A 24,977-nucleotide genomic window follows, 5' to 3' on the forward strand; every position below is an offset into this window, starting at 1 on the left:
GCGTCATCCGCGCCCGGCACAATGATTAAGTCTTATCTTTCACCGTCTGACTTACGCCATTGGTTTTTACAGAAGCAATTCCGACTTCGCGTGATTGAGCGGTAGCATACATCTGGCTGGAGCCAATTATCTGATGATTGGCAGCTTTCAAATTGAAATAAAACTTGCCGTTGCTCGCCGTTTTTTTCTCATAGCGTTCATCCTGCGGACTGTTGCTTTGTACCGAGGCAATACCCTTTTCCGCAGAGGCTTTTGAGGCATACAATTCGCTTGTGAGAATGGTTTCTCCGTTCCCCGCTTTTAACACAAAACGGAACTGATTATCACTGCTCTTATTAAGTTCAAACCAACCAGCCATATTGACTCCTTGCTTGAAATTGCGTATCGAAAACAGTATGTAACGACCTAAGTATGGGTGATATTCAGGTGGTTGCCAATCAGGGGAATACCCTCTAATACATGGGGGAGATTACTGATAAATATGCTGGAATCTGAATACGAGCACGGCTTTATCCCTCTCTTTTTCAGAGAGGGTAATAATACTCAGTGGGCGAGGGTACAGTCCGCGTTGTAATTTGAAACTGCCATCATAAAGAACAGGTTAAACAATACGGCAGGCGTCAGCTTCCCAACGGTAACCGACACCGTAAACGGCACGGATAAATGACTGTTCGGCGTCGAGAGATTCTAGTTTGCGGCGCAGGTTCTTAATGTGGCTGTCGATAGTTCGGTCGGTTACCACGCGGTAGTCGTCGTAAAGATGATTGAGCAATTGTTCGCGGGAGAATACTTTACCTGGCTCATGGGAGAGCGTTTTCAACAGGCGAAATTCCGCGGGTGTCAGATCAAGCAGTTTGCCTCGCCATGAAGCCTGAAAACGACCTTCGTCGATAATCAACGGGCTTTCGGTATCCTGTTGCTGCAACTCACGCTGCGGTTTGCAGCGGCGCAAAATGGTTTTAACGCGCGCGACTACTTCACGCGGGCTGTAAGGCTTGCAGATATAATCATCAGCACCAATTTCCAGCCCCAGCAGGCGATCGATCTCTTCGATTTTCGCCGTCACCATCACAATTGGGACATCGGAAAAACGACGAATTTCCCGGCATAGCGTCAGACCATCGGTACCTGGCAACATCAGATCCAACAGGATCAGATCCGGCGGCGTCTGGCGCACATACGGCAGTACCTGATCGCCGTGGCTGATAAGCATTGGCGCGTAGCTCGCGGCACGCAGATAATCAATGAGCAACTGCCCAAGCTTAGGTTCATCTTCCACGATTAAAATGCGTGGCGTGTTTTCGTCGATGGGTAACTCGGTCATGCTTCTCCCTGTAAATCTCGTTCCAGCGGTAACTCTACTGTAATGCTTACCCCGCCAAAAGGCGAATGGGCGGCAAGAATGCGGCCATTATGCGCTTCAACGATGTTAACGCAAATCGCCAGCCCCAGCCCGGAACCGCCGCTGGCACGGTTGCGGGAACCTTCGGTACGATAAAAACGCTCAAACAATTTTTGCAGCTGATCGTCGCTGACGCCCGGCGCGCTGTCGGCAAAGGTCAGTCGCACTGTTTTATCGTGCTGTTCGGCGGAGATTTGCAGGCTGCCGCCGCTGTCGGTATAGCGCAGGCTGTTTTCCAGTAAGTTATTGAACAACTGCATTAAACGGTCGCGATCGCCAAATACGGTAATGCTGTCTGGCAGGGCAAATTGCAGTTTCAGGCCACGACTGGCGAATCGTTCGCGAAATGCGCCGCCCGCCACTTCCAGCAGAGGGATCAAATCTACCGGTGCTTTTTGATAGGCGAGGGCGCCTTCATCAGACATCGACAACTGATGGAGATCGTCCACCAGTTTGGTCAGCGTTCCGACTTCTGCCTGCAAAGACGCCACCGTCTCGGGGGTGAACTTACGCACGCCATCCTGAATAGCTTCCAGTTCACCGCGAAGTACCGCCAGTGGTGTACGCAATTCGTGAGAGATATCGGCCATAAAATCGCGGCGCATCTGCTGGTTTTTCTCCAGCGTGCTGGCGAGTTGGTTGAAATCTTGTGCCAGCTTGCCCAGTTCATCTTCGCTGGTGGGCGTCACGCGAGTGGTGAAATCGCCCGCCGCCAGTTTGTGCGTGCCATCGACTAACCGTTTGACGGGGGCCAACAGACCGCGCGCCAGCAGGAAGGTGGCACATGCTGCGAGTAAGGTTGCCAGAGCGACAATCAGCCAACTGGTTTGCCGTTGCTGTTTATCGAAATTGATATCTGTGTTGCGGGTTAACCGTTCAACGGGTGAGGCGATCACTGCGCCAACCTCCATCCCATTGACCAAAATTGGCCGTCGCGAGCCGTCCGGCGGAATGGGGGCGCGCGGACCAACCAGAACTTTGTTGTTTTGATCAACTACCCAGAACTGGGTGCGCCAGCCGTGCGGCGGCATCCCGGGGCCGGGTTTGTCTTCTGAATTATCATGCTCAAATGAACGCAGGATCTGAAATACAAAGCGATCGTTGTTGCGCAGGAAGCGCCAGTTACCATGCTGCGCATACTGTTCGCCCAGAGCATCGCCAAGCATTTGCAGCCGCTGCTCATTGCCATGTTTGATGTAATCAATAAATCCACGCTCAAAACTAATACGCACAGCCCAGTGCATACTGATCAGCAAGACGATGCAGGTGGCGAAAATCGCCAGAAACAGTTTGCCGGTAATACCGGGCCGCCAGAACTTCATTGAGTGCTCCTTTTGCGCCGCGAAATAGCCACATTTTGATGCGTATCGTTCGGAACTCTGGCAAAGATGAACGCCGGAAGGGCGATGATAAACGCCATGCAAAGCCAGGTGTACATAAAGACGGTTTGTGTGGTGCCGCTGTCGACGCTGACATGCTGCGAACCAAAAAGCCCCAGCAACAGCCCGGCAATGGTCACGCCAATACTCATCGACAGTTGCATAATCATCGACAGCAGGCTGTTGCCGCTGCTCGCCAGATTGTCTGGCAGATCTTTCAGCGTTAGGGTGTTCATGGAGGAGAAACGGGTCGAGTTGACCATCCCTTGTAAAAACAGGACGAATGGTAAAGCGTAGTACCAGCCCAGCAGCGCGGTGGTCATAAACAGTAGGGTGACCAGCGACAGGCCCAGCGTGGTCGCCACCAGTACCCGACGATAACCAAAGCGGTTAACCACCTGCACCACAATTCGCTTCATCCCCATACTGCCAAGCACCATCGGGATCATCATCAATCCGGCATGGAACGGCGAAAAACCGAGGCCAATTTGCAGGAAAACCGGCGTCATAAAGGGTAACATGCCGCTGCCGACACGCCCGGCGAAGCTCCCCGCCAGACCGAGCGAGAAGGTGCGGGTGCGAAACAGTTTCAAGCTGAACAGAGCGCGGTGGTTGTTTCTGGCATGCAGCAGATAAAGCGCAATAGCTACCACGCCCACAGCTACCAGCACGGCGATGGTTAGCGGCGATAGTCCTGTACCTTTACTGCCATCCAGTGCCAGCGTTAATACCGCCATGCCAACCGCCAGTAACAGAAAGCCGGAGAGATCGAAACGCCGCGTCTGCATGGTGTAGTTCGGCATTAACATCAGCGTGGCGATCGCGCCGATAATCCCCACCGGAATGTTGATCAAAAAGATCCAGTGCCAGGAGGCGTACTCCACCAGTAAGCCGCCGAGCGCCGGACCAAGAAGTGGGCCGACCTGGCCGGGCAGCGTGACGAAGGTCATCGCTGCCATATATTGCTCGCGCGGAACAATTTTCATCACCGTTAGCCTGCCAACCGGCACCATCATCGCCCCGCCGACGCCCTGTAACGCACGTGCCAGCAACAGTTCGTTCAGGGTGCCGGAAAGCGCGCAAAACAGCGAACCGAGGGTAAACAGCACGATGGCGGTAAAGAAAATATTGCGCACGCCAACTTTGTCCGCCAGCCAGCCGCTGGCAGGCAGCATCACCGCCACGGTCAGCACATAAGAGACAATGACCATGTGCATATGCAGCGGGCTTTCCCCCAGGCTTTGCGCCATTGAGGGAAGGGCGGTGTTGACGATGGTGGTGTCCAGCGACTGCATAAAGAAGCCGAAAGCCACAATCCACAATTGCCAGCGGGTGCTGTCAGGAAGATCTGTCATTTACTCGGTTACCGTTTCTTTAGATTTTCGCGAAAAACGCAGCTGCAGACGGTCGAAAAAGAGATACACCACCGGCGTGGTATACAGCGTCAGGAGCTGACTCATTACCAGACCGCCGACAATAGTTATCCCCAAGGGTTGACGCAGCTCCGAGCCGTCACCGCCCGACAATACCAGCGGCAGCGCGCCAAACAGCGCCGCCAGTGTAGTCATCATAATCGGGCGAAAACGCAGCAGGCAGGCCTGGAAAATAGCTTCCTGCGGCGTCAGGTTACCGTGCCGTTGGGCTTCGAGGGCAAAATCGACCATCATAATGGCGTTTTTCTTCACAATGCCGATTAATAGCATGATCCCTATCAGGGCGATTAGGCTGAACGGGGCATTGAACAGCTCCAGCGCAAGCAGCGCCCCGACGCCCGCCGAAGGCAGGGTGGAGAGAATGGTCAGCGGATGCACGTAACTCTCATACAGCATCCCCAACACGATATAAACCGTGGCGATCGCCGCAATAATCAGGATCACCTGCGAATTCATCGTCTCCTGGAATACCTGTGCCGTTCCGGCAAAACTGCCGCGCACTGTGGAAGGCACGCCAAGCTGGGTCATTGCACGGTCGATTGCCGCACTGGCATCTGAGAGCGACTTCCCGGTCGGCAGGTTGAACGAGATGGTCGAAGCTGCCGATAATCCCTGATGATTCACCGACAGTGGCGCGTTCGCTGGTTGCCATTTGGCAAAATACGACAGCGGGATCGCTTTGCCTTCGTTATTAATGACGAACATTTTTTCCAGCGCGCTGATGTCCTGGGTATAGCGCGGATCCACTTCCATCACCACTTTATACTGGTTCATCGGCTGGTAAATGGTCGAGATTTGCCGCTGACCGAAGGCGTTATTTAACAGGCTATTGGCAGCCTGCACGTCGATCCCCAGCCGCGCCATGGTGTCGCGGTCGTAAACCAGATTCATCTCCGCGCCATTGTCCTGCTGGTCGGAGTTTACGTCCGCCAGTTCCGGCAACGTTGCCAGTTTTTTGCGGATTTTCGGCTCCCATTCGCGCAGCGCCGCCAGGTCGTCAGAGAGCAACGTGTACTGGTAACTGGCGTTCGACTGACGTCCGCCAACACGAATATCCTGTACTGCCATCAAAAACAGATTCGCCCCCGGCTCTTTCGCCAGTTTCACGCGCAGACGGTCGATAATTTGCTGCGCCGTTTCGCTGCGTTCGTCGCGTGGTTTCAGCGTGATAAACATCATCCCACTGTTAACGCGCGAACCGCCGGTAAAGCCGGTGACATTATCCACCGCCGGATCGTCACGAATAATTTTCATGAAGTCCTGCAACTTGCCGCGCATCGCCTGAAACGAAATACTTTGGTCAGCTTGTATTCCGCCCATCAGTACGCCGGTGTCCTGCTCCGGAAAGAAAGTTTTCGGGATTGAGATATACAACCAGATATTGAGCGCGATAGTACCAAGCAGCACCACGCCCACCAGACGGGTATGGTTGAGAACCCATTTCAGCGACTTGCCGTAGCCTTGTTGCAGCGCAACCAGCATCCGACCAAAACCACGCAGACGCTTTTGTTCGCGCGGCTTGCTCGCTTTCAGCATCCAGCCGCACATCATCGGCGTTAATGTCAGAGAAACCAGCAGCGAAATACCGATGGCGACTGAAAGCGTAACGGCAAACTCGCGTAACAGACGACCATGCAATCCGCCCATCAACAGCAGCGGCAGGAACACCGCCACCAGTGACAAGCTCATCGACAACACCGTAAAGCCAACTTCACGGGTGCCTTGCAGTGCGGCTTGCAACGGTTTCATCCCCGCTTCCAGATGACGGGCAATGTTTTCCAGCACCACGATGGCGTCATCCACGACAAAGCCAGTGGCGATGGTGAGTGCCATTAACGAAAGGTTATTGAGACTGAAACCGCACAGATACATCGCCGCAAACGTACCAATCAGCGAAACCGGCACCGCAACGGCGGGAATGATGGTGGCGCGACCCGAGCGCAGGAATAAAAAGACCACCAGAATTACCAGCGCCACCGAGATAATCAGCGTTTGCTCGACTTCTTCCAGCGAGGCGCGAATGGTGGGGGAGCGATCCTGAGCAATTTGCAGATCAATCGCCGCCGGAATTGTCTCCTGCAACTCCGGTAATTTTGCCCGGATGCTGTCTACCGTCTGGATAATATTGGCTTCCGGCAGTTTGCGGATCATCAGCAAAATAGCTGGCTTGGCGTTGGTCATCCCGGCGTTACGCACATCCTGCACTGAGTCGGTCACCGTCGCCACATCGCCCAGACGAACGGCACCGCCGTTGTTGTAGTGAATAATCAGCGGCTGATATTCGGCGGCGGTTTTTAGCTCATCGTTGGTCTGGATCTGCCAGCGATGAGTGTCATCTTCCAGTGCGCCCTGCGGTTTACGCACGTTGGCATTGCTGATGGCGGTGCGTATATCGTCCAGCGAGACGCCCTGATTAAACAGCGCCTGTGGATTCAGCCCGACGCGCACCGCAGGCAGCGAGCTGCCGCCGACATCGACATCACCGACGCCGTCGATTTGCGCAATCGTCGGCGCCAGTTGCGTTGAGGCGAAATCGTACAGTTCACCCTGGGAATAAGTATCGGACGTCAGCGTCAGGATCATAATTGGCGCATCCGACGGGTTCGCTTTGCGATAGGTCGGACGGCTGGGCATCCCACTGGGCAGCAGGCTTTGTGCGGCGTTGATCGCAGCCTGTACATCACGCGCCGCGCCGTTGATATCCCGGTCAAAATCAAACTGCAAAATAATGCGCGTGCTGCCGAGCGAACTGCTGGAGGTCATTTCGCTGACCCCGGCAATGCGCCCAAGCGATCGTTCCAGCGGTGTGGCAACGGAAGACGCCATTGTCTCCGGCGACGCACCGGGTAGCGAGGCGCTGACCATGATCACTGGAAAATCGACCTGTGGCAGCGGGGCCACCGGCAGCATACGGAAACCCAGTATGCCGCACAGGGTAATGGCGACCGACAGTAAAACCGTCGCCACTGGGCGATAAATGAAGAGGGCAAAAAACTTCACTTACGCCTCCTCTTCATGACGGGCAAAGCGGCTTTTGGTCCACAATGCCAGACGGTCGAACAGCAGATAAATCACCGGCGTGGTGAACAGCGTCAATACCTGGCTGACAACCAGACCACCGACCATACCAATGCCTAACGGACGACGCAGTTCCGCGCCGACTCCGGTACTCAACATCAGCGGCAGCGCGCCGAGCAGTGCCGCCAGAGTGGTCATCAGGATCGGCCGAAAACGCAGCAGGCAGGCCTGATAGATGGCATCGCGCGGTGACATACCTTGCTCGCGCTCGGCAGCCAGCGCGAAGTCGATCATCATGATGGCGTTCTTCTTCACGATACCAATCAGCAAAATAATGCCGATAATAGCGATCACATCCAGTTCGCTACCGGCAATCAGTAACGCCAGTAGTGCGCCGACCCCTGCCGTTGGCAACGTCGAGAGAATAGTGATCGGATGAATAAAGCTTTCGTACAAAATGCCGAGCACGATATACATCGCCACTACTGCCGCGACAATCAGCCAGACAGTGCTGCCCAAAGCCGACTGGAAGGCGAGAGTGCTGCCCTGGAATTGTGTGGTGATATCCACCGGCAGATTCAGCGTCTTCTCGGTGTCCATAATCGCCTGCACCGCATCGCCCAGCGAATAGTTATCCGGCACATTAAAGGAGATGGTGGTGACCGGGAACTGATCCAGATGGTTGATGGAGAGCGGCGCGAAACGCTGCTCAATTTTGGCTATCGAGCTAAGTGGCACCACACCGCCGTCGCTGCTGGTCAGGCGAATGGTATCCAGCGCCGCAAGCCCAGGGGTATTTTCCGTGTTGTGCTCCAGCACCACGCGATACTGGTTGGCCTGAGTATAAATAGTGGAAATCAGTCGCTGACCAAACGCGTTGTACAGGGCGTTATCGACATCCGCCATGCTGATCCCCAGACGGCTGGCGCTGTCGCGATCAACATTGACATACGCCACCAGACCTTTGTCCTGCCAGTCGCTGGAGACATCAGAGAGCTGCGGCAGTTGCTGGAGTTTTTCCATCAGCTGCGGCACCCAGGTACTGAGCGCATCCAGTGACGTGGCCTGTAATGTAAACTGGTACTGCGTGCGGCTGACCTGAGTATCAATAGTCAGGTCCTGCGTCGGTTGCAAGAAGAGATCGACGCCCGGCACTTTATCCACCGCCGTTTGCAGACGGGCGATGACTTTTTGTACCCGGTCATCACGTTCATTCAGCGGTTTGAGGTTGATCTGCAAACGCGCACTGTTCAGCGACGGGTTAGTGCCATCAACGCCAACAAATGAGGTCAGACTTTGCACCGCTGGATCTTGCAAAATTACGTCCGCAACCTGGCGTTGCCGCTGTGCCATATTGGCAAAGGAGCTGGATTGCGGTGCCTGCAGGGTACCCTGAATAATGCCGTTGTCCTGCACCGGGAAGAAGCCTTTCGGAATGAATACCCACAGCAACACACTAAGCAGCAGCGTACTGAGCGCCACGCTTAAGGTCAGCCACGGATGATTCAGCACTTTCGCAAGCCCCCGACCGTAGGCGGCGATTATCCTGTCGAACATTTTTTCCGAGGCCCGGGAGAAGCGGTTCTGTTTACGCAGCGACTCCTGACTGAGCATCCGCGCGCACATCATCGGCGTCAGGGTCAGCGACACCACGGCCGAGATCAAAATCGCTACCGCCAGAGTAATGGCAAATTCGCGGAACAGTCGCCCGACGATATCGCCCATAAACAGCAGTGGGATCAGCACTGCAATCAGCGAGAAGGTCAGAGAGATAATGGTAAAACCGATTTCGCCTGCGCCTTTGAGCGCCGCCGCCAACGGTTTTTCGCCTTTTTCGATATAGCGCGAAATGTTTTCGATCACCACGATGGCGTCATCGACCACAAATCCGGTGGCGATAGTTAACGCCATCAGCGTCAGGTTATTAATCGAAAAATCGAGAAACACCATGACCGCGAAGGTGCCGATTAATGACAGCGGCACTGCGACGCCTGGAATGATGGTTGCCGGAATATTGCGCAAAAACAGGTAGATAATCATGACTACCAGCGCGATTGCCATCATCAGCTCAAACTGGGTATCGTCAACCGATGCGCGGATATTGGTGGTGCGATCGGAAAGTACCGTCACTTTTACCGATTTCGGCAGACTCTCAGTGAGCTGCGGCAGCATCTGCCGAATACTGTCGGCGGTAGAGATAATGTTGGCACCAGGCTGGCGCTGAACATTCATCACGATAGCCTGTTCTTTATTCGCCCACGCGCCAAGCCAGCTGTTTTCTGCGCCTTGTTCTACGGTTGCGACATCACCAAGACGAATCGGCGCGCCGTTCTGATAGGCGATTATCAGCTGACGATACTCTTCGGCGGATTGCATCTGGTCGTTAGCGGAAAGCGTTACCGCGCGGGAAGGCCCGTCGAGGCTACCTTTAGCCGAGTTAACGTTAGCGCCGGTAATGGCGGTGCGCACGGTTTCGCTGGTCAGGCCGAGGGCGGCAATCGCCTGGGCGTTAAGTTTGACGCGAACAGCCGGACGCTGGCCGCCGGAAAGTGTCACCAGGCCGACGCCGGAAATCTGCGAGATTTTCTGCGCGACGCGGGTTTCCACCATATCTTCCACCTGCGTCATCGGCATGGCGGTTGAGGTGACGGCAAGCGTCATGATTGGCGGATCTGCCGGGTTCACTTTGCTGTAAACCGGTGGGTTAGGCAGATCGCCCGGTAACAGGTTAGTTGCGGCGTTAATCGCGGCCTGCACTTCCTGCTCGGCGACATCCAGCGGTAACGTTAGCTGGAACTGTAAGGTGATAACCGACGCGCCACCGGAACTTTGCGAAGACATCTGTTTCAGGCCGGACATCTGCCCGAACTGGCGTTCGAGTGGCGCAGTAACGGCAGAGGTCATGACATCCGGGCTGGCGCCAGGGTAGAGCGTGACCACCTGAATGGTCGGGTAGTCCACTTCCGGCAGCGCCGAAACGGGCAGGGCGCGATAACCGATAATCCCGGCGAGTAAGATCGCAACCATCAGCAGCGTGGTGGCGACAGGGCGCATAATAAACAGGCGCGACGGGCCGCCTGTGCTGCTCGGAGGTAACACCTGCATCAGGAGCGAGCTCCTTTTTTCGCGTATTCGCGGCTGGTGGCTTTCTCTTCCGGTGCGGTGGTGCTCTGGGCTTCCACCACTTCCACTTTCGCCCCTTCGGTCAGGCGATCAATCCCATCCGTCACCACGCGGTCGCCCGCAGAAATACCTGCGCGGATCACCACTTTCTGGCTGTCCTGAATGCCCGGCGTCACCAGATGTTTGCTGACCTTATTCTCGCTATTCAACACCCAGACAAAGTGACCTTCGTTGCCCATTTGCAGTGCGGCGGTGGGGATCACCACCGCGTTTTGTTCGGTGTCGACTAACATGCGGGCGTTAACAAACTGATTGGGGAAAAGCGCATCATCCTGATTATTAAAGCGAGCTTTCACTTTAATGGTACCGGTAGTGGCATCGATTTGATTATCAAGACTTAACAGTGTGCCTTCACTTAACTTCTTCGAGTTGGTGCGATCCCAGGCTTCAACCACCAACGGCTTTCCGGCTTTTTGTGCCTGGATGACAGTAGCAATATCACTTTCCGGCAGGGTAAAGAGCAAATCGATAGGATGCGTCTGGGTGATCACTACAATCCCGGTGGTGTCGCCACTGGAGATTTGGTTACCAACATCAACCTGCTTCAGGCCAACGCGACCATCGACTGGCGCAGTAATCCGGCTCCAGTCGAGTTGCAGTTGTGCGCTGGCGACGCTCGCTTCATCGGCTTTAATGGTGCCTTCGGTTTCACTGACCAGCGCCTGTTGGGCATCGAGTTCCTGACGAGATACGAGGTTGGTTTTTGCCAACTGCTGATAACGCGCCAGGTCACGGCGGGCGTTGGCAAGTGTGGCTTTATCTTTTGCCAGTTGCCCCTGGGCCTGGGCGAGTGCGACTTTAAACTGACTGGGGTCAATCTCTGCCAGTAAATCGCCTGCTTTTACCTGCTGGCCTTCCTGGAAATGTAACGCCATCAGTTGACCATCTACGCGGCTGCGCACCGTAACGGTGTTAGCAGCGGTAATAGTGCCAAGCCCGGTGAGATAACGCGGAACCGCCTGTTCCACGGCGGTTGCCGCCTGAACTGGCGCTAAAGGGCCGGAACGCATACCACGGCGCCCCCCCGCAGGTGGGTGCTGCGCTTGTTTCGTCGCACCTGGTGCTGCGCTCTGGGATTCATTGCGGCCTTGCCAGAACCAGAATGCGGCGATGGCGGCGATAACCACCACGATTACGATTACCCAACGGGATTTATAACTGCCTTTCATCGTTAAGAGTTTCTCTTCCTGAAACGTTTCGCGGAATGATACTAGTGTAGCCAGCCAATAAGGGAGAAAAATGGAGGAATTATGAAACAGTTTCGGGAATCGTCTGAATGACGGGTACTTTGCGAGCACGCATCCAGTAATGACACACGAAACTATTTTTTCCGCAAGTCAGCGATAGACTGCATTCAGGGCGAAAGGAGGTAGGCCGACGATTTCAGCGGGATGCTGAAACGGGAAAGCCCCTCCCGAGGAAGGGGCCTTAAATAAGGAAAGGGTCATGATGAAGTGGATCATCATCGTGGTGCTCTTAGTGATTAGCTTCCCGGCTTACTAAGACTACCAGGGCGGGGGAAACCCCGCTCAACCCTCACTCCTGAAAGTATGTCACTCCGCCCTTACTGTCAATCGACGACTCTTCGTTCTTGCGAGGCGAATAGCAAAATTATCTGCGCCGCCGGGCCTAATTCTGAAAATGTCTTCGTTTGCTCTTATTTCATTATTGCAGTCGCTATGATACCGGACCTCAATAATTCTCTAAGAAAGGACCTCTTATGAGCGAACAAATCACGTTTGCTACCAGCGATTTTGCTAGTAACCCGGAACCGCGTTGCCCCTGTATTTTGCTGCTGGATGTTTCTGGCTCGATGAGCGGCAGACCCATTAATGAACTTAACGCCGGATTGGTTACCTTTCGCGATGAACTGCTTGCCGATCCGCTGGCCTTAAAAAGAGTGGAACTCGGTATTGTGACGTTCGGCCCGGTGCATGTGGAACAACCATTTACCAGCGCCGCTAATTTTTTCCCGCCCATCCTGTTTGCCCAGGGCGATACGCCAATGGGAGCCGCCATTACCAAAGCCCTGGATATGGTTGAAGAGCGGAAACGTGAGTACCGCGCAAATGGTATTTCCTATTATCGCCCGTGGATTTTCCTGATCACCGATGGTGCACCAACTGATGAATGGCAGGCTGCCGCCAACAAGGTGTTTCAGGGAGAAGAAGATAAGAAGTTTGCCTTCTTTACCATCGGTGTCCAGGGGGCTGATATGAAGACTCTGGCCCAAATCAGCGTCCGTCAGCCTTTGTCCCTGCAAGGATTACAATTCCGCGAACTGTTTAGCTGGTTATCCAGTTCGCTACGTTCGGTTTCCCGCTCCACGCCAGGAACGGAAGTTGTGCTGGAAGCGCCAAAAGGCTGGACATCAGTGTGACCTGGCGTCTGGTTTATGCCTCTGCTGTCGGAACGTCGCACATTAGCGCTGATTTGCCTTGTCAGGATGCCTGCCAGATACAGGTCGCATGGCTAAAAGACCAGCAACCATTACTGGTGATGTTTCTTGCTGATGGTGCAGGTAGCGTCTCGCAGGGCGGGGAGGGGGCGATGCTTACTGTCAATGAAGCGATGACTTATGTGTCGCAAAAAGTGCAGAACGGTGAATTTGGACTCAATGATGTCCTCGCTACGGATATTGTGCTGAACATTCGTCAGCGACTTTTTGCTGAGGCTGAAGCTAAAGAATTAGCGGTTCGCGATTTTGCCTGCACATTTCTGGGACTGATTTCATCGCCTAACGGCACATTGATTATGCAAATTGGCGACGGCGGTGTGGTGGTGGATTTTGGTCGTGGTCTGCAACTGCCGCTCACGCCGATGGTGGGTGAATATGCCAATATGACGCACTTTATTACCGATGAAGATGCCATTTCCAGACTGGAAACTTACACCAGCACTGAGTGTGCGCATAAAGTTGCAGCATTTACGGACGGTATACAGCGACTGGCGTTAAATATGCTGGATAATTCTCCTCATGTGCCTTTCTTTACCCCGTTTTTCAATGGACTGGCGTCAGCAACGCAGGAACAATTCGATTTATTACCTGAATTGTTAAAGCAGTTTTTGTCCAGCCCGGCGGTAAACGAGCGTACCGATGATGATAAAACCCTGGCACTGGCCATGTGGTTGCCGTGAAATTAACTTTATATACCGCAGCTGGCGATTGCGTGACGCCAGGTCGTGAACTGGGCAAAGGTGGTGAAGGCGCGGTTTATGATATCGCGGAGTTTGCCGATAGCGTCGCCAAGATTTACCACACGCCGCCACCCGCCTTAAAACAGGACAAACTTGCCTTTATGGCTGCGACAGCTGACGCACAGTTGCTGAATTATGTCGCCTGGCCGCAGGCAACCCTTCACGGCGGACGAGGCGGGAAGGTTATCGGTTTTATGATGCCGAAGATATCTGGCAAAGAACCGATTCATATGATCTATAGCCCGGCACATCGTCGCCAGAGTTACCCTCATTGTGCGTGGGATTTTCTACTCTATGTTGCGCGCAATATTGCTTCATCTTTTGCTACGGTTCACGAGCACGGGCACGTCGTGGGTGACGTAAACCAGAACAGCTTTATGGTAGGCCGTGACAGCAAAGTGGTGTTGATCGATAGCGACTCCTTCCAGATTAACGCCAATGGCGCGCTGCATTTATGCGAAGTCGGCGTGTCGCATTTTACGCCGCCAGAGTTGCAAACCTTACCGTCATTTGTTGGCTTTGAACGCACCGTAAATCACGATAATTTTGGCCTTGCGTTGCTGATTTTTCACGTCTTGTTTGGTGGGCGTCATCCTTATTCAGGTGTGCCGCTTATCTCTGCAGCGGGGAATGCGCTGGAGACGGATATCGCCCATTTCCGCTATGCCTACGCGTCAGACAATCAGCAACGTGGCTTAAAACCGCCGCCACGATCGATTCCGCTATCGATGTTACCGGGTGATGTTGAAGCCATGTTTCAGCAGGCGTTCACTGAAAGTGGCGTGGCAACCGCGCGTCCTACAGCAAATGCGTGGGTAGCGGCACTTGATTCTTTACGCCAACAGTTAAAGAAATGTGCCGTTTCAGCAATGCATGTTTACCCCGGACATTTAACCGACTGCCCGTGGTGTGCGCTGGATAATCAAGGTGTTATCTATTTTATTGATCTCGGTGAAGAGGTCATTACCACTGGCGGAAATTTTGTACTGGCTAAAGTCTGGGCGGTGGTAATGTCGTCAGTAGCACCGCGAGCGCTACAATTACCGTTGCCCACTCATTTCCAACCAGGGGGCAGGCCGCTTCCTTTAGGCCTGTTACGGCGTGAATATATCATCCTGATTGAGATCGCACTGTCAGCGTTATCGCTGTTGCTTTGCGGCCTTCAGGCAGAACCGCGTTATATTATTTTGTTTCCTGTGCTGGTGGCTATCTGGATTATTGGCAGCCTGACAAGCAAAGCGTACAAAGCAGAAATCCAGCAACGCCGTGAGGCGTTTAATTGTGCGAAAATGGACTATGACCATTTAGTCAGCCAGATCCAGCAGGTGGGTGGCCTGGAAGGTTTTATCGCTAAACGGACAATGCTCGAAAAAATGAAGGATGAGCTTTTGGGGTTGCCAGAAGACGAAAAACGCGCGTTGGCAGCACTTCACGACACCGCAAGGGAACGCCAGAAGCAGAAGTTTCTGGAGGGATTTTTCATTGATGCGGCATCCATTCCGGGCGTTGGCCCGGCGCGTAAAGCGGCGTTACGGTCCTTTGGGATTGAAACAGCAGCAGATGTGACCCGGCGCGGCGTTAAGCAAGTGAAAGGATTTGGCGACCATCTGACACAGGCGGTTATCGACTGGAAAGCGAGTTGCGAACGCCGTTTTGTGTTCAGGCCGAATGAAGCGGTAACACCAGCAGACAGACAAGCAGTCACGGCGAAAATGGTCGCCAAACGACATCGGCTGGAAGCCGCATTGACAGAGGGCGCGGCAGAGTTGCAGCGATTCCATCTTCATGCCTCTGCACGGGCTATGCCGTTGATGGAACCGCTACGTCAGGCGGCAGAAAAACTGGCTCAGGCGCAGGCTGATTTAAGCCGCTGCTGAGTCATGTTTCAATTAACGAAATACCACTTCCGCCCAGCGTGCCAGTCCGGCGGTGACGGAGCCAAAGTCATCGCCGCCTGCAATCGGAATACCCGGCAACTGTTCTGCCAGTGCTTTTTTAATCAGCGGGGAACGGGCGCTACCGCCGGTCAGATAAATGACGTCCGGTTTTTCCTGGGAGTTATCCAGCGCCAGTTGCACCTGTTCCAGAATACGCGCCAGAGGTTGACTGAGGGCGCTTTCCAGCCCTTGCTGGCTAATCAGTGTAGCCAGTTCATCGCTGATAAACGGCAGCGACGCGAGGGTTTCCGCTGCGCTGGAAAGCGCAATTTTGCACTCTTCCGCGCTGCGTACCAGCCGATAGCTTAAACGCTGTCGCCAGACTTTCTGCAGCAGGGCCACTTTCTCCGGCTCGCGGGCATCGCGTACCAGATCATTAAGTAAACGACCGTTGGCACTACTGTAGAAGTCGCTCTGCGCAGGCACGTCGTTGATCGCCACCGCGTTCCACCACGGCAGGATCGGCAGGGCGATGCCTTTTTCAGTTTCGCCGCCCATGCCCAGCAACGGCATCAGGTTTTTAAACGCCAGTGCGATATCCAGATCGTTACCGCCAATACGGCAACCACTGTGTCCAAGCAGGCTGGCTTCACGATCGAGACGCGAACGCCATTGCGGTCCCATTAGCAGCAACGAACAGTCGGTAGTACCACCGCCAATATCGACCACCAGCACGCGTTTTTCTTCCTGCAAGGTCGCTTCGTAATCCAGCCCAGCCGCCACTGGTTCGTACTGAAATACTACATCCCTGAATCCGGCACGCTTTGCCGCGCGCTCCAGAATCCCTTGCGCCTGGGCGTTTGCTTCATCGCCACCCAGCCCCTGGAAGTTGATCGGGCGACCAATCACTGCCTGAGTAATTGCCTCCGGCAGTTGAGCTTGTGCCTGCTGGCGAATATGCAACATCATTGCGCAGACCAGATCTTCAAACAGCGCCACCTGCTGTGGTTTTAAGCCGCTGGCACCGAGGAACGATTTTGGTGATTTCACAAACCACACTTCTTCTGGATCCTCAATATACTGCGCCAGTGAGGAAAGACCGAACTGCACGCTTTTCGCCGTGACATCGATATCTTCTTCGCGATTGTAACGAATCGCCCGACGTAACAGTGCCTGTGTTTCATCGTCAGTTGTCGGAACATCATGATGGCGGTACAGCCATTCGCTTACCGCTTCACGCGTTGGTGCGCAAAGCATTGAAGGCAGCAGCGTGCTGTCGTTTTCCATTTTCAGCAACTGCGGTTTACCATCGCACATCACCGCTACTGAACAGTTTGCTGTACCGTAATCAAAACCAATAAACACGAAATAATCCCCATGCCGGTGAAGAAGGGGCGTGACTTTAGCGAAATGTTGCCGTCGCGACAACCGGAATATGAAAGCAAAGCGCAGCGTCTGAATAACGTTTATGCTGAAAGCGGATGAATAAGGAGATGCGATGTATACCCTGAACTGGCAGCCGCCGTATGACTGGTCGTGGATGTTGGGATTTCTTGCTGCCCGTGCGGTGAGCGGTGTGGAAACGGTCGCTGACGATTATTATGCCCGTAGCCTGGCTGTGGGCGAATATCGTGGCGTGGTGACGGCTATTCCGGATATCACCAGCCATACTCTGCACATAAATTTAAGTGCAGGTTTAGAACCCGTTGCCGCTGAGTGTCTGGCGAAAATGAGCCGCTTATTTGATCTGCAATGTAACCCGCAGATTGTTAACGGGGCGTTGGGCGAGTTAGGCGCGGCGCGGCCTGGATTGCGTTTACCTGGCAGCGTTGATGCTTTTGAACAGGGCGTACGCGCCATTTTAGGCCAACTGGTGAGCGTGGCGATGGCGGCAAAATTGACCGCCAAAGTGGCACAGCTTTATGGCGAACGGCTGGATGATTTTCCGGATTATGTCTGCTTTCCCACGCCTCAGCGGCTGGCAGCAGCCGACCCGCTGGCATTAAAAGCGTTGGGCATGCCGCTGAAACGGGCAGAGGCACTGATCCATTTGGCAAATGCGACACTGGATGGTTCCTTACCAATGACGATTCCGGGCGATGTGGATCAAGCGATGAAAACGCTGCAAACTTTTCCTGGTATCGGGCGCTGGACTGCGAATTATTTTGCCTTACGTGGCTGGCAGGCGAAGGACGTTTTCCTGCCGGATGATTATCTGATTAAACAGCGGTTTGCGGGAATGACGCCGGCACAAATTCGCCGTTATGCCGAACGCTGGAAACCCTGGCGTTCTTATGCGTTGCTGCATATCTGGTATACGGAAGGCTGGCTACCCGAAGATACCTGATTCTGGTTGCCGGATGCGGCGCGGGCGCCTTATCCGTCCTGGGGAATGAGCGATTTGTAGGCCTGATAAGACGCGTCAGCGTCGCATCAGGCAAAGGGGGAGTGCAATACTCAGTTAATTGCGAAATAACTGCTATTAACCAGTGATTCCAACGGCTGGCCCTCGGCAATCACATCGCCATAAATCAGGTCAACACCAATGTCAGAAAGCGTATCCAACACCAATGGCAACGCGACTGGCCCGGCGATGGTTTTCACGCCCAACCGCTGGGCATGACCCTGAATGATAGAAATCAGCATCTCATCCATTAAATTGCCCTGTACGCTGGCGCATAACTCGGCGTCAAGCAGGAGATAATCCGTCATATTTGCTTTGAGCGTATTGAATATTTGCAGGTCGCGCCCTACCTGGCTGAGTATGATCTGGCATCCGGCAAGCCGAAGTTTTTGCACAGCCAGCCCGTGGTCGAAAATCGCTTCTGCGGGAATAATCAAATGGAGCAATCGTGGCGGTAATGAACTTTGTTCCAGTTGCTCAAGCAGTTCGTCTACCAGAGTGACGCAGTGAGGCCCCGCAACGGAAAGGGGAAGGGCGATGCTTAAACCTTTATTGGCAACCGCTTTTGCTGTTTGTTGGAAAAATTCACGTAATACCCGGCGGTCAAGCGCGTGGCTGAGTGCCGGATCGCTGAAGCTACGGCGGAATGTCTGTTCATCAATCAACTCGCCTTTGCTACTCCTGAGCTTAAGCGAAATCAACCACAAACTACGCGTTTCCGTGATTCGTGGCGAAGCGATGCCGTGGGCAATCATCATAAGCGGATTCTCTTTAGTCATCCGCCACTGTTCATCGAGCGACATCACTGTCCGTTCATTATGTGCCGTTTCCTGCTGTGGTTCATAAACAGTGACCTGACCACGACCACCATTTTTCGAAGCATAACAGGCGATATCGGCCTGGGACATAACTTCTGCTGCCTGATGATTACTGTCGTTTATTAACGTCATCCCGGCACTTGCTCCTACCCGATGTAACCGACCTTCCCACATAAAGTGATAATCATTAATCGCATTGATAATACGCGTCGCGATAAAACGAGCACTTTCGACATTACAATCCGGCAGCAACAGACCAAATTCATCACCACCGAGCCGTGCCAGTAGATCGCTGGAGCGCAGCATACTCAGCATCAACGAAGACAGCTCGCGCAGCAAAGCATCGCCTGCCGCGTGTCCGGCGCTGTCATTTACCGCTTTAAAGCGATCAAGATCGATAAACACCAGTGCATGTTGTTGATGCCTGCTGTGAACGGTTTGCAGCAGTATTCGCAGTTGTTTCTCAAAACTGGCACGGTTCGCCAGATGCGTCAGGGCATCATGGGAGGCGCTATAGCTAAGTTGGCGTAGCATTTTGCGTGATTCGGTGACGTCCTGAATCACCAGCACCGAACCAATGCTGCTACCATCCAGGGTGCTTAACGGCGTAATACTGTAATGGACGTCATAGCTGCCACTGCTACGGCAGTGGAGGACCACGTCCTGTTCAATAGCAGAACGTGACGTGTCGGCACTGTAAATGTTCTCAATTAACGGTCCGGTGTCGCCAGTTGTAAGATGCAATACCGTCAGCAGCGGAACGCCCAACGCCTCTTCTTGCTTCCAGCCGCTCATTTTCTCAGCGACTGGATTCATAAAGGTGATTTTCATCGCTATATCAATACAGATCACGGCTTCACCGATAGAGTCCAGGGTGATATGCAGACGTTCTTTTTCCTGGAACAGCGCCTCGTTGAGCTGTTTTACTTCTGTCATATCCATATTGATGCCAAGCAGGCGTTCGACTTCACCTTCTTTATTCAGAACCCGATTGGCGAGTGCGCGGATATGACGAATACCGTCTTTTACCGTAATGCGAAATTCCAGTTTAAAAGGCAAACGAGCCTGCAGCGAATCGCGAATCACTTTTTCGGCGTGTTCGCGATCTTCCGGCAGCACGCAGTCATACCAAACCTGCCAGTTTGGTTTGATATGCGGGGAAATTTCATATAGTTCAAACATCCGCTTATCCCAACTGAAAATATCTGGTTTCAACTCCCATTCCCAGATACCAATCCCGCCAGCTTCGTTAGCCAGCGTGATGCGTTCCATCAGTTGCTTATTCACCTGCTCGGTGCGTTTTAGTTCGTTAATGTCTTCTATCTGCGCAATGAAGTAGAGTGGCTTGCCATCGGTGTGGCGTACCAGTGAGACGGCAAGCAGCGCCCAAACTACGTCGCCGTGGCGGTTGTAGTAGCGTTTCTCCATCGAGTAGGTATTGATTTCACCGCTAATCAACTTCTCAACGTGTTGCAGATCTTTATTGAGATCTTCCGGCCAGGTCAGCTGTTGGAAGGTGAGAGCACGCAGTTCTTCCTGGCTGTAGCCGAGAAACTGGCATAGGGCTTTGTTGCTTTGCAGCCATTGCCCTTCAGTACCCACTAACGCCATGCCGATAGCGGAATACTCCATGGCGTTCCGAAAGCGGGTTTCGCTTTCGGAAATATGCTTACGCTCCGCGCGGAAGGCGTACATCACCATGGTCATGATGTTGGCGGGAAGCAGGATCAGCAAAAATGGCAGCCACGGCATATGGCTCATCAGGTACGCTCGCGGCGTGGCAAGCAGGGTGGGATCGGCAGCCATCATTAACGACACCATCATCACTGTAGTGAGGAAGATCAAAAAGGCTTCCATTCGTGGCAGGCGAACGGCGCTCCACATCAGCAGCACAATAATGAAAGTGAAAGGCCACGGCAGGTACAGCATCGAAAGCCAGCTTAACGTCAATGTGATAGCTAACGTCAGCAGCGTTTCAAACAACAGTCGTGGGTTACGATGGCGTAATAGATAATGCGGTTTAAACAACAGGCCCAGCGGTACCAGCGCCAGGGCGCCGATGGATTCGGAAAGCACCCAAATGAGAAATGCTCTCAGGGGGTCATCGCCTGGTGTAAGCAGGATAATCAGCGCGCCGCCTAATACTGGCGGCACGATGGCGCTGCCAAATGCGAGACGAAGCCAGTCAGCCAGATTTTGTAGCGGGTTATACCACGGTAATAATTTTCGCAGCAGCATTGCGCCCACGACGGCTTCAATAATGTTGATAGCCGTCCAGGTCATATTGAGCGAACTGGTGGAAAAGAGCAGCACGGATGCGGCTATGTTTCCCAGCGAGCAGGCTAACGCGATGCCTGGCCACATGCGTCCGGCATGGCGGTAAAACGCCACCATCATAATGGAAGTGGGGAACCATAGCGGCGCAAGCTGAGTGCCAAATTGCGAAAGCTCGAGCGAAAAAAGGGTAAAGATAAATGAGACTAAACCTAAACTGACGAGGTGAAGCAGGGGATGAGGCAAGGTAATTAAAACACGCTGTGATGGTTTACTCATTACCGCTCTATCCGTATGGCAAGGCCGTCAGTATTAGTATCTGTGTTTATGCTAGTACAAAAGTTTTACATTTTATATGCAAATTGCTCATAAAGTGACGTAATGGCGGATAATTTGCGCAACTCTGCATAACATTTTTCACCTTGCGTCATAACTGAGCAATTAAATTTGCATCAGGGAATTGATCGTCAACAATTAACTCTGAGAGCAAGGCAACGCTATTCGACTGGTATCACGCGGATGAAATCCCTATAATTGCCGCGTTTGGCGCTTCGGCGCCCCCTTCCTAACATCCAGGTTAATCAGGTCGCTAAATTTATGACTGATCAGTCTCATCAGTGCGTCATTATCGGTATCGCAGGCGCATCGGCTTCCGGCAAGAGTCTCATTGCCAGTACCCTTTATCGTGAATTACGTGAACAAGTCGGCGATGAACACATCGGCGTTATTCCGGAAGACTGTTACTACAAAGATCAAAGCCATCTGTCGATGGAAGAACGGGTTAAAACTAATTATGACCACCCCAGCGCGATGGATCACAGCCTGCTGTTGCAACATTTGCAGGCGCTGAAACGCGGTTCGGCTATCGACCTGCCGGTTTACAGCTATGTTGAACATACGCGTATGAAAGAAACGGTGAAGGTTGAACCGAAGAAAGTCATTATTCTTGAAGGCATTTTGCTGCTGACGGATGCGCGTCTGCGCGACGAGTTGAACTTCTCGATTTTTGTGGATACCCCACTGGATATCTGCCTGATGCGTCGCATTAAGCGCGATGTTAATGAGCGTGGTCGTTCGATGGATTCTGTAATGGCGCAATATCAAAAAACCGTGCGCCCGATGTTCCTGCAATTCATTGAACCTTCTAAACAGTATGCAGATATCATCGTGCCGCGCGGCGGTAAAAACCGCATCGCGATCGATATATTGAAAGCGAAAATAAGTCAGTTCTTTGAATAAGCTTGATAAATTGTGTACCGTTCAGTGATAACCTGGTATGCCCTTGACGTAACTGGCGTTAAGGGAGTGATGCGCGAAAGGAGAAAATGCCATGCGTCTGTGTGACCGAGATATTGAAGCCTGGCTTGATGAAGGCCGTTTGTCGATCAACCCACGTCCACCAGTGGAGCGTATTAATGGCGCGACGGTGGATGTACGCCTGGGCAATAAATTTCGTACCTTCCGTGGTCACACGGCAGCGTTTATCGATCTGAGCGGTCCCAAAGACGAAGTGAGCGCTGCGCTTGACCGGGTGATGAGCGATGAAATTGTGCTTGATGAGGGCGAGGCGTTTTATCTCCATCCGGGAGAACTGGCGCTGGCGGTGACGCTGGAGTCGGTTACGCTGCCAGCCGATCTGGTGGGCTGGCTGGATGGGCGTTCTTCACTGGCGCGTCTGGGGCTGATGGTGCACGTTACCGCGCACCGTATCGATCCTGGCTGGTCAGGCTGCATTGTGCTTGAATTTTACAACTCCGGTAAACTGCCGCTGGCCCTGCGTCCGGGCATGCTTATTGGCGCGCTGAGTTTTGAGCCGCTTTCAGGTCCGGCAGCGCGTCCGTATAACCGCCGTGAAGATGCGAAATATCGCAACCAGCAGGGCGCAGTCGCCAGTCGTATCGATAAAGACTAATTCAGGCTCACTGAGGATACCATGAGACGATTTCTGACGACGCTGATGATACTCCTGGTCGTGCTGGTGGCTGGGTTATCTGCGTTGGTGTTGCTGGTGAATCCGAATGATTTCCGTGACTATATGGTCAAGCAGGTTGCTGCACGTAGCGGTTATCAATTGCAGCTCGACGGGCCACTGCGTTGGCACGTCTGGCCGCAGCTTAGTATCCTTTCTGGTCGCATGATATTAACGGCTAACGGGGCCAGCCAACCGCTGGTACGTGCCGATAATATGCGCCTTGATGTGGCCTTGTGGCCTTTATTGAGTCATCAACTCAGCGTTAAGCAAGTCATGCTCAAAGGGGCGGTCATTCAACTGACGCCGGAAACAGAAGCGGTGCGCAGTGAAGACGCCCCAATAGCCCCGAAAGACAATACCTTACCCGATGACGCGGAAGATCGTGGCTGGTCGTTCGATATCGCCAGTCTGCGAGTCAGTGACAGCGTGTTGGTGTTCCAGCATGAAAATGACGAACAGGTTACGGTACGTGATATCCGCCTGCAAATGGAGCAGGATCCACAACATCGCGGATCGTTTGAATTCTCTGGTCGGGTAAATCGCGACCAACGCGATCTCACGTTAGCGCTCAAGGGGACTGTTGATGCTTCTGATTACCCCCATGATTTAACGGCGGATATTCAACAGATTGACTGGCAACTGCAGGGCGCAGATCTCCCGAAGCAGGGGATTCAGGGTCATGGTCAGTTCAAGGCTCAGTGGCAGGAAGCGCAAAAACGTCTCGTTTTTGAACAAATCAATTTAACCGCTAATGACAGTAATCTGACCGGTCAGGCGCAGGTAGCGCTGCTTGAGAAGCCAGAATGGCTGCTCAGACTGCAATTTGCCCAGTTAAATCTGGATAATTTGCTGCCAATGAATGAGGCGATGACTACGCAAAATGGCGTTGCTCAACAGGGGCAAAACCAGCCAACGTTGCCTCGTCCGGTAATTTCCTCACGCATTGATGAGCCCGCGTATCAGGGGCTGAAAGGCTTTGCGGCAGATATTTTGTTGCAGGCCAATAATGTGCGCTGGCGTGGAATGGATTTTACCGATGTCACTGCGCAAATGACCAACAGGTCGGGGCTGCTGGAGATTATTCAGTTGCAGGGCAAACTTAACGACGGTGTCGTGTCGTTACCGGGTACGCTGGATGCAACAGCCTCACATCCACGGATAGTCTTCCATCCTCGGCTGGAAAATGTCGAGATTGGCACCATTCTGAATGCCTTCAACTACCCCATCTCACTAACGGGGAAAATGTCGCTGGCAGGGGATTTCTCTGGTGCTGACATTGATGCCAACGCATTCCGTCACACCTGGCAAGGACAGGCGCATGTCGAAATGGCTGATACGCGCATGGAAGGCATGAACTTCCAGCAGATGATCCAACAAGCGGTAGAACGTAATGGCGGTGATGTGAAGGTCGCTGAAAACTTCGATAACGTGACGCGGCTTGATAGCTTTACCACCGATCTGACGTTGAAGGATGGCGTCGTGACGTTAAACGACATGCAAGGTCAATCGCCAGTGCTGGCGCTTTCAGGGACTGGCACGTTGAATCTGGCAGAGCAAACCTGCGACACCCAGTTTGACATTCGTGTGATTGGTGGCTGGAACGGGGAAAGCAAACTGATTGATTTCCTCAAAGAAACGCCGGTTCCTCTGCGGGTTTATGGCAACTGGCAGCAACTCAATTACAGCCTGCAAGTAGATCAGTTACTGCGTAAACACTTACAGGATGAAGCCAAACGCCGTCTTAACGACTGGGCCGAGCGGAATAAAGATTCCCGCAATAGCAAAGATGTGAAGAAGTTGCTGGAGAAGATGTAAGTTTCCAGATGACATATGCTGTAGGCCTGATAAGACGCGTAAAGCGTCGCATCAGGCAATCACTTAGATTACTTTCAGCACAGATGAATTATCAGTAAAAGTAAGATACTTCAGCGAAGGTGTTGGTCCGGCTGTAAATCGCCGAATCGTTTCCTGTAGGCCGGGTCAGCCCACATGGATGTGGGCTGAGGGCGCGTTTTACAG

17 protein-coding genes are annotated in these 24,977 nt (G+C 53.2%); 8 read left to right on the forward strand and 9 right to left on the reverse strand.

All coding sequences use genetic code 11. The annotated features are described in order from the left end of the window. Positions 1 to 25 precede the first annotated feature (25 nt). The 7 genes from H9644_RS19745 to mdtA form a co-directional block, all read right to left on the reverse strand. The gene (locus H9644_RS19745; RefSeq protein ID WP_064526966.1) at positions 26 to 358 is read right to left on the reverse strand and encodes a YegP family protein; all 333 of its coding nucleotides are present in this window, start codon (positions 356 to 358) and stop codon (positions 26 to 28) included. Between the two features lie 243 nt (positions 359 to 601). After that, positions 602 to 1,324, reverse strand: a complete 723-nt coding sequence (gene baeR / locus H9644_RS19750; protein ID WP_064526970.1) for an envelope stress response regulator BaeR — start codon at positions 1,322 to 1,324, stop codon at positions 602 to 604. Further along, positions 1,321 to 2,724, reverse strand: coding sequence for an envelope stress sensor histidine kinase BaeS (baeS, locus tag H9644_RS19755; protein WP_191776190.1), 1,404 nt, complete (start codon positions 2,722 to 2,724; stop codon positions 1,321 to 1,323). Before baeS ends, baeR begins: the two co-directional genes overlap by 4 nt. Next, positions 2,721 to 4,136, reverse strand: a complete 1,416-nt coding sequence (gene mdtD / locus H9644_RS19760) for an MFS transporter (protein WP_191776193.1) — start codon at positions 4,134 to 4,136, stop codon at positions 2,721 to 2,723. Before mdtD ends, baeS begins: the two co-directional genes overlap by 4 nt. Next, positions 4,137 to 7,214, reverse strand: a complete 3,078-nt coding sequence (gene mdtC / locus H9644_RS19765; RefSeq protein WP_191776195.1) for a multidrug efflux RND transporter permease subunit MdtC — start codon at positions 7,212 to 7,214, stop codon at positions 4,137 to 4,139. After that, complete coding sequence (mdtB, locus tag H9644_RS19770; protein WP_064526978.1) at positions 7,215 to 10,337, reverse strand: multidrug efflux RND transporter permease subunit MdtB; 3,123 nt, start codon at positions 10,335 to 10,337, stop codon at positions 7,215 to 7,217. After that, on the reverse strand, positions 10,337 to 11,584 hold the full coding sequence (gene mdtA, locus H9644_RS19775) for a multidrug efflux RND transporter subunit MdtA (RefSeq protein WP_191776197.1): 1,248 nt from the start codon (positions 11,582 to 11,584) through the stop codon (positions 10,337 to 10,339). The genes mdtB and mdtA overlap by 1 nt, the downstream gene beginning before the upstream one ends. Before the next feature lie 277 nt (positions 11,585 to 11,861). Between mdtA and H9644_RS19780 the strand changes: the two genes are divergently transcribed. The 4 genes from H9644_RS19780 (at position 11,862) to H9644_RS19795 (ending at position 15,490) form a co-directional block, all read left to right on the forward strand. Then, positions 11,862 to 11,918 (forward strand): type I toxin-antitoxin system Ibs family toxin, encoded by a 57-nt coding sequence (locus tag H9644_RS19780; RefSeq protein ID WP_012767741.1) that lies wholly within the window; start codon positions 11,862 to 11,864, stop codon positions 11,916 to 11,918. A gap of 217 nt (positions 11,919 to 12,135) precedes the next feature. Continuing rightward, entirely contained in the window at positions 12,136 to 12,795 is a 660-nt protein-coding gene (locus H9644_RS19785) for a vWA domain-containing protein (RefSeq protein ID WP_191776199.1), read from the forward strand. After that, a complete protein-coding gene (locus H9644_RS19790) occupies positions 12,792 to 13,553 on the forward strand; it encodes a PP2C family serine/threonine-protein phosphatase (RefSeq protein WP_191776201.1) in 762 nt (253 codons plus the stop codon). The genes H9644_RS19785 and H9644_RS19790 overlap by 4 nt, the downstream gene beginning before the upstream one ends. Beyond that, the gene (locus H9644_RS19795) at positions 13,550 to 15,490 is read left to right on the forward strand and encodes a helix-hairpin-helix domain-containing protein (RefSeq protein WP_191776203.1); all 1,941 of its coding nucleotides are present in this window, start codon (positions 13,550 to 13,552) and stop codon (positions 15,488 to 15,490) included. Before H9644_RS19790 ends, H9644_RS19795 begins: the two co-directional genes overlap by 4 nt. A 12-nt stretch (positions 15,491 to 15,502) precedes the next feature. Here H9644_RS19795 and yegD read toward each other — a convergent pair whose 3' ends face one another. Next, entirely contained in the window at positions 15,503 to 16,855 is a 1,353-nt protein-coding gene (gene yegD / locus H9644_RS19800) for a molecular chaperone (protein ID WP_064529461.1), read from the reverse strand. Between the two features lie 133 nt (positions 16,856 to 16,988). On the opposite strand from yegD, the gene alkA reads away from it, so the two are divergent. Continuing rightward, positions 16,989 to 17,837 (forward strand): DNA-3-methyladenine glycosylase 2, encoded by an 849-nt coding sequence (gene alkA / locus H9644_RS19805; RefSeq protein ID WP_191776206.1) that lies wholly within the window; start codon positions 16,989 to 16,991, stop codon positions 17,835 to 17,837. 110 nt (positions 17,838 to 17,947) lie between these two features. Here the strand turns inward: alkA and H9644_RS19810 are convergent, their stop codons facing one another. Beyond that, a complete protein-coding gene (locus H9644_RS19810; RefSeq protein ID WP_191776209.1) occupies positions 17,948 to 21,265 on the reverse strand; it encodes a diguanylate cyclase in 3,318 nt (1,105 codons plus the stop codon). Between the two features lie 318 nt (positions 21,266 to 21,583). On the opposite strand from H9644_RS19810, the gene udk reads away from it, so the two are divergent. The 3 genes from udk to asmA all read left to right on the forward strand — a co-directional run bounded on the left by udk (position 21,584) and on the right by asmA (position 24,773). Continuing rightward, the gene (gene udk / locus H9644_RS19815) at positions 21,584 to 22,225 is read left to right on the forward strand and encodes a uridine kinase (protein ID WP_064529458.1); all 642 of its coding nucleotides are present in this window, start codon (positions 21,584 to 21,586) and stop codon (positions 22,223 to 22,225) included. Positions 22,226 to 22,316: 91 nt separating this feature from the next. Continuing rightward, positions 22,317 to 22,898, forward strand: a complete 582-nt coding sequence (gene dcd / locus H9644_RS19820; RefSeq protein WP_001234767.1) for a dCTP deaminase — start codon at positions 22,317 to 22,319, stop codon at positions 22,896 to 22,898. 21 nt (positions 22,899 to 22,919) lie between these two features. Beyond that, positions 22,920 to 24,773 (forward strand): outer membrane assembly protein AsmA, encoded by a 1,854-nt coding sequence (gene asmA, locus H9644_RS19825; RefSeq protein ID WP_191776213.1) that lies wholly within the window; start codon positions 22,920 to 22,922, stop codon positions 24,771 to 24,773. Positions 24,774 to 24,977 lie beyond the last annotated feature (204 nt).

The organism is Escherichia whittamii (genome assembly GCF_014836715.1).
GTDB lineage: Bacteria > Pseudomonadota > Gammaproteobacteria > Enterobacterales > Enterobacteriaceae > Escherichia > Escherichia whittamii.

Bases quoted from the DNA above. Each gene is read 5' to 3' on its own strand.
- H9644_RS19745 (WP_064526966.1), bottom strand. From the start codon at position 358: ATGGCTGGTTGGTTTGAACTTAATAAGAGCAGTGATAATCAGTTCCGT.
- baeR (WP_064526970.1), bottom strand. From the start codon at position 1,324: ATGACCGAGTTACCCATCGACGAAAACACGCCACGCATTTTAATCGTG.
- baeS (WP_191776190.1), bottom strand. From the start codon at position 2,724: ATGAAGTTCTGGCGGCCCGGTATTACCGGCAAACTGTTTCTGGCGATT.
- mdtD (WP_191776193.1), bottom strand. From the start codon at position 4,136: ATGACAGATCTTCCTGACAGCACCCGCTGGCAATTGTGGATTGTGGCT.
- mdtB (WP_064526978.1), bottom strand. From the start codon at position 10,337: ATGCAGGTGTTACCTCCGAGCAGCACAGGCGGCCCGTCGCGCCTGTTT.
- mdtA (WP_191776197.1), bottom strand. From the start codon at position 11,584: ATGAAAGGCAGTTATAAATCCCGTTGGGTAATCGTAATCGTGGTGGTT.
- H9644_RS19785 (WP_191776199.1), top strand. From the start codon at position 12,136: ATGAGCGAACAAATCACGTTTGCTACCAGCGATTTTGCTAGTAACCCG.
- alkA (WP_191776206.1), top strand. From the start codon at position 16,989: ATGTATACCCTGAACTGGCAGCCGCCGTATGACTGGTCGTGGATGTTG.
- H9644_RS19810 (WP_191776209.1), bottom strand. From the start codon at position 21,265: ATGAGTAAACCATCACAGCGTGTTTTAATTACCTTGCCTCATCCCCTG.
- udk (WP_064529458.1), top strand. From the start codon at position 21,584: ATGACTGATCAGTCTCATCAGTGCGTCATTATCGGTATCGCAGGCGCA.
- dcd (WP_001234767.1), top strand. From the start codon at position 22,317: ATGCGTCTGTGTGACCGAGATATTGAAGCCTGGCTTGATGAAGGCCGT.
- asmA (WP_191776213.1), top strand. From the start codon at position 22,920: ATGAGACGATTTCTGACGACGCTGATGATACTCCTGGTCGTGCTGGTG.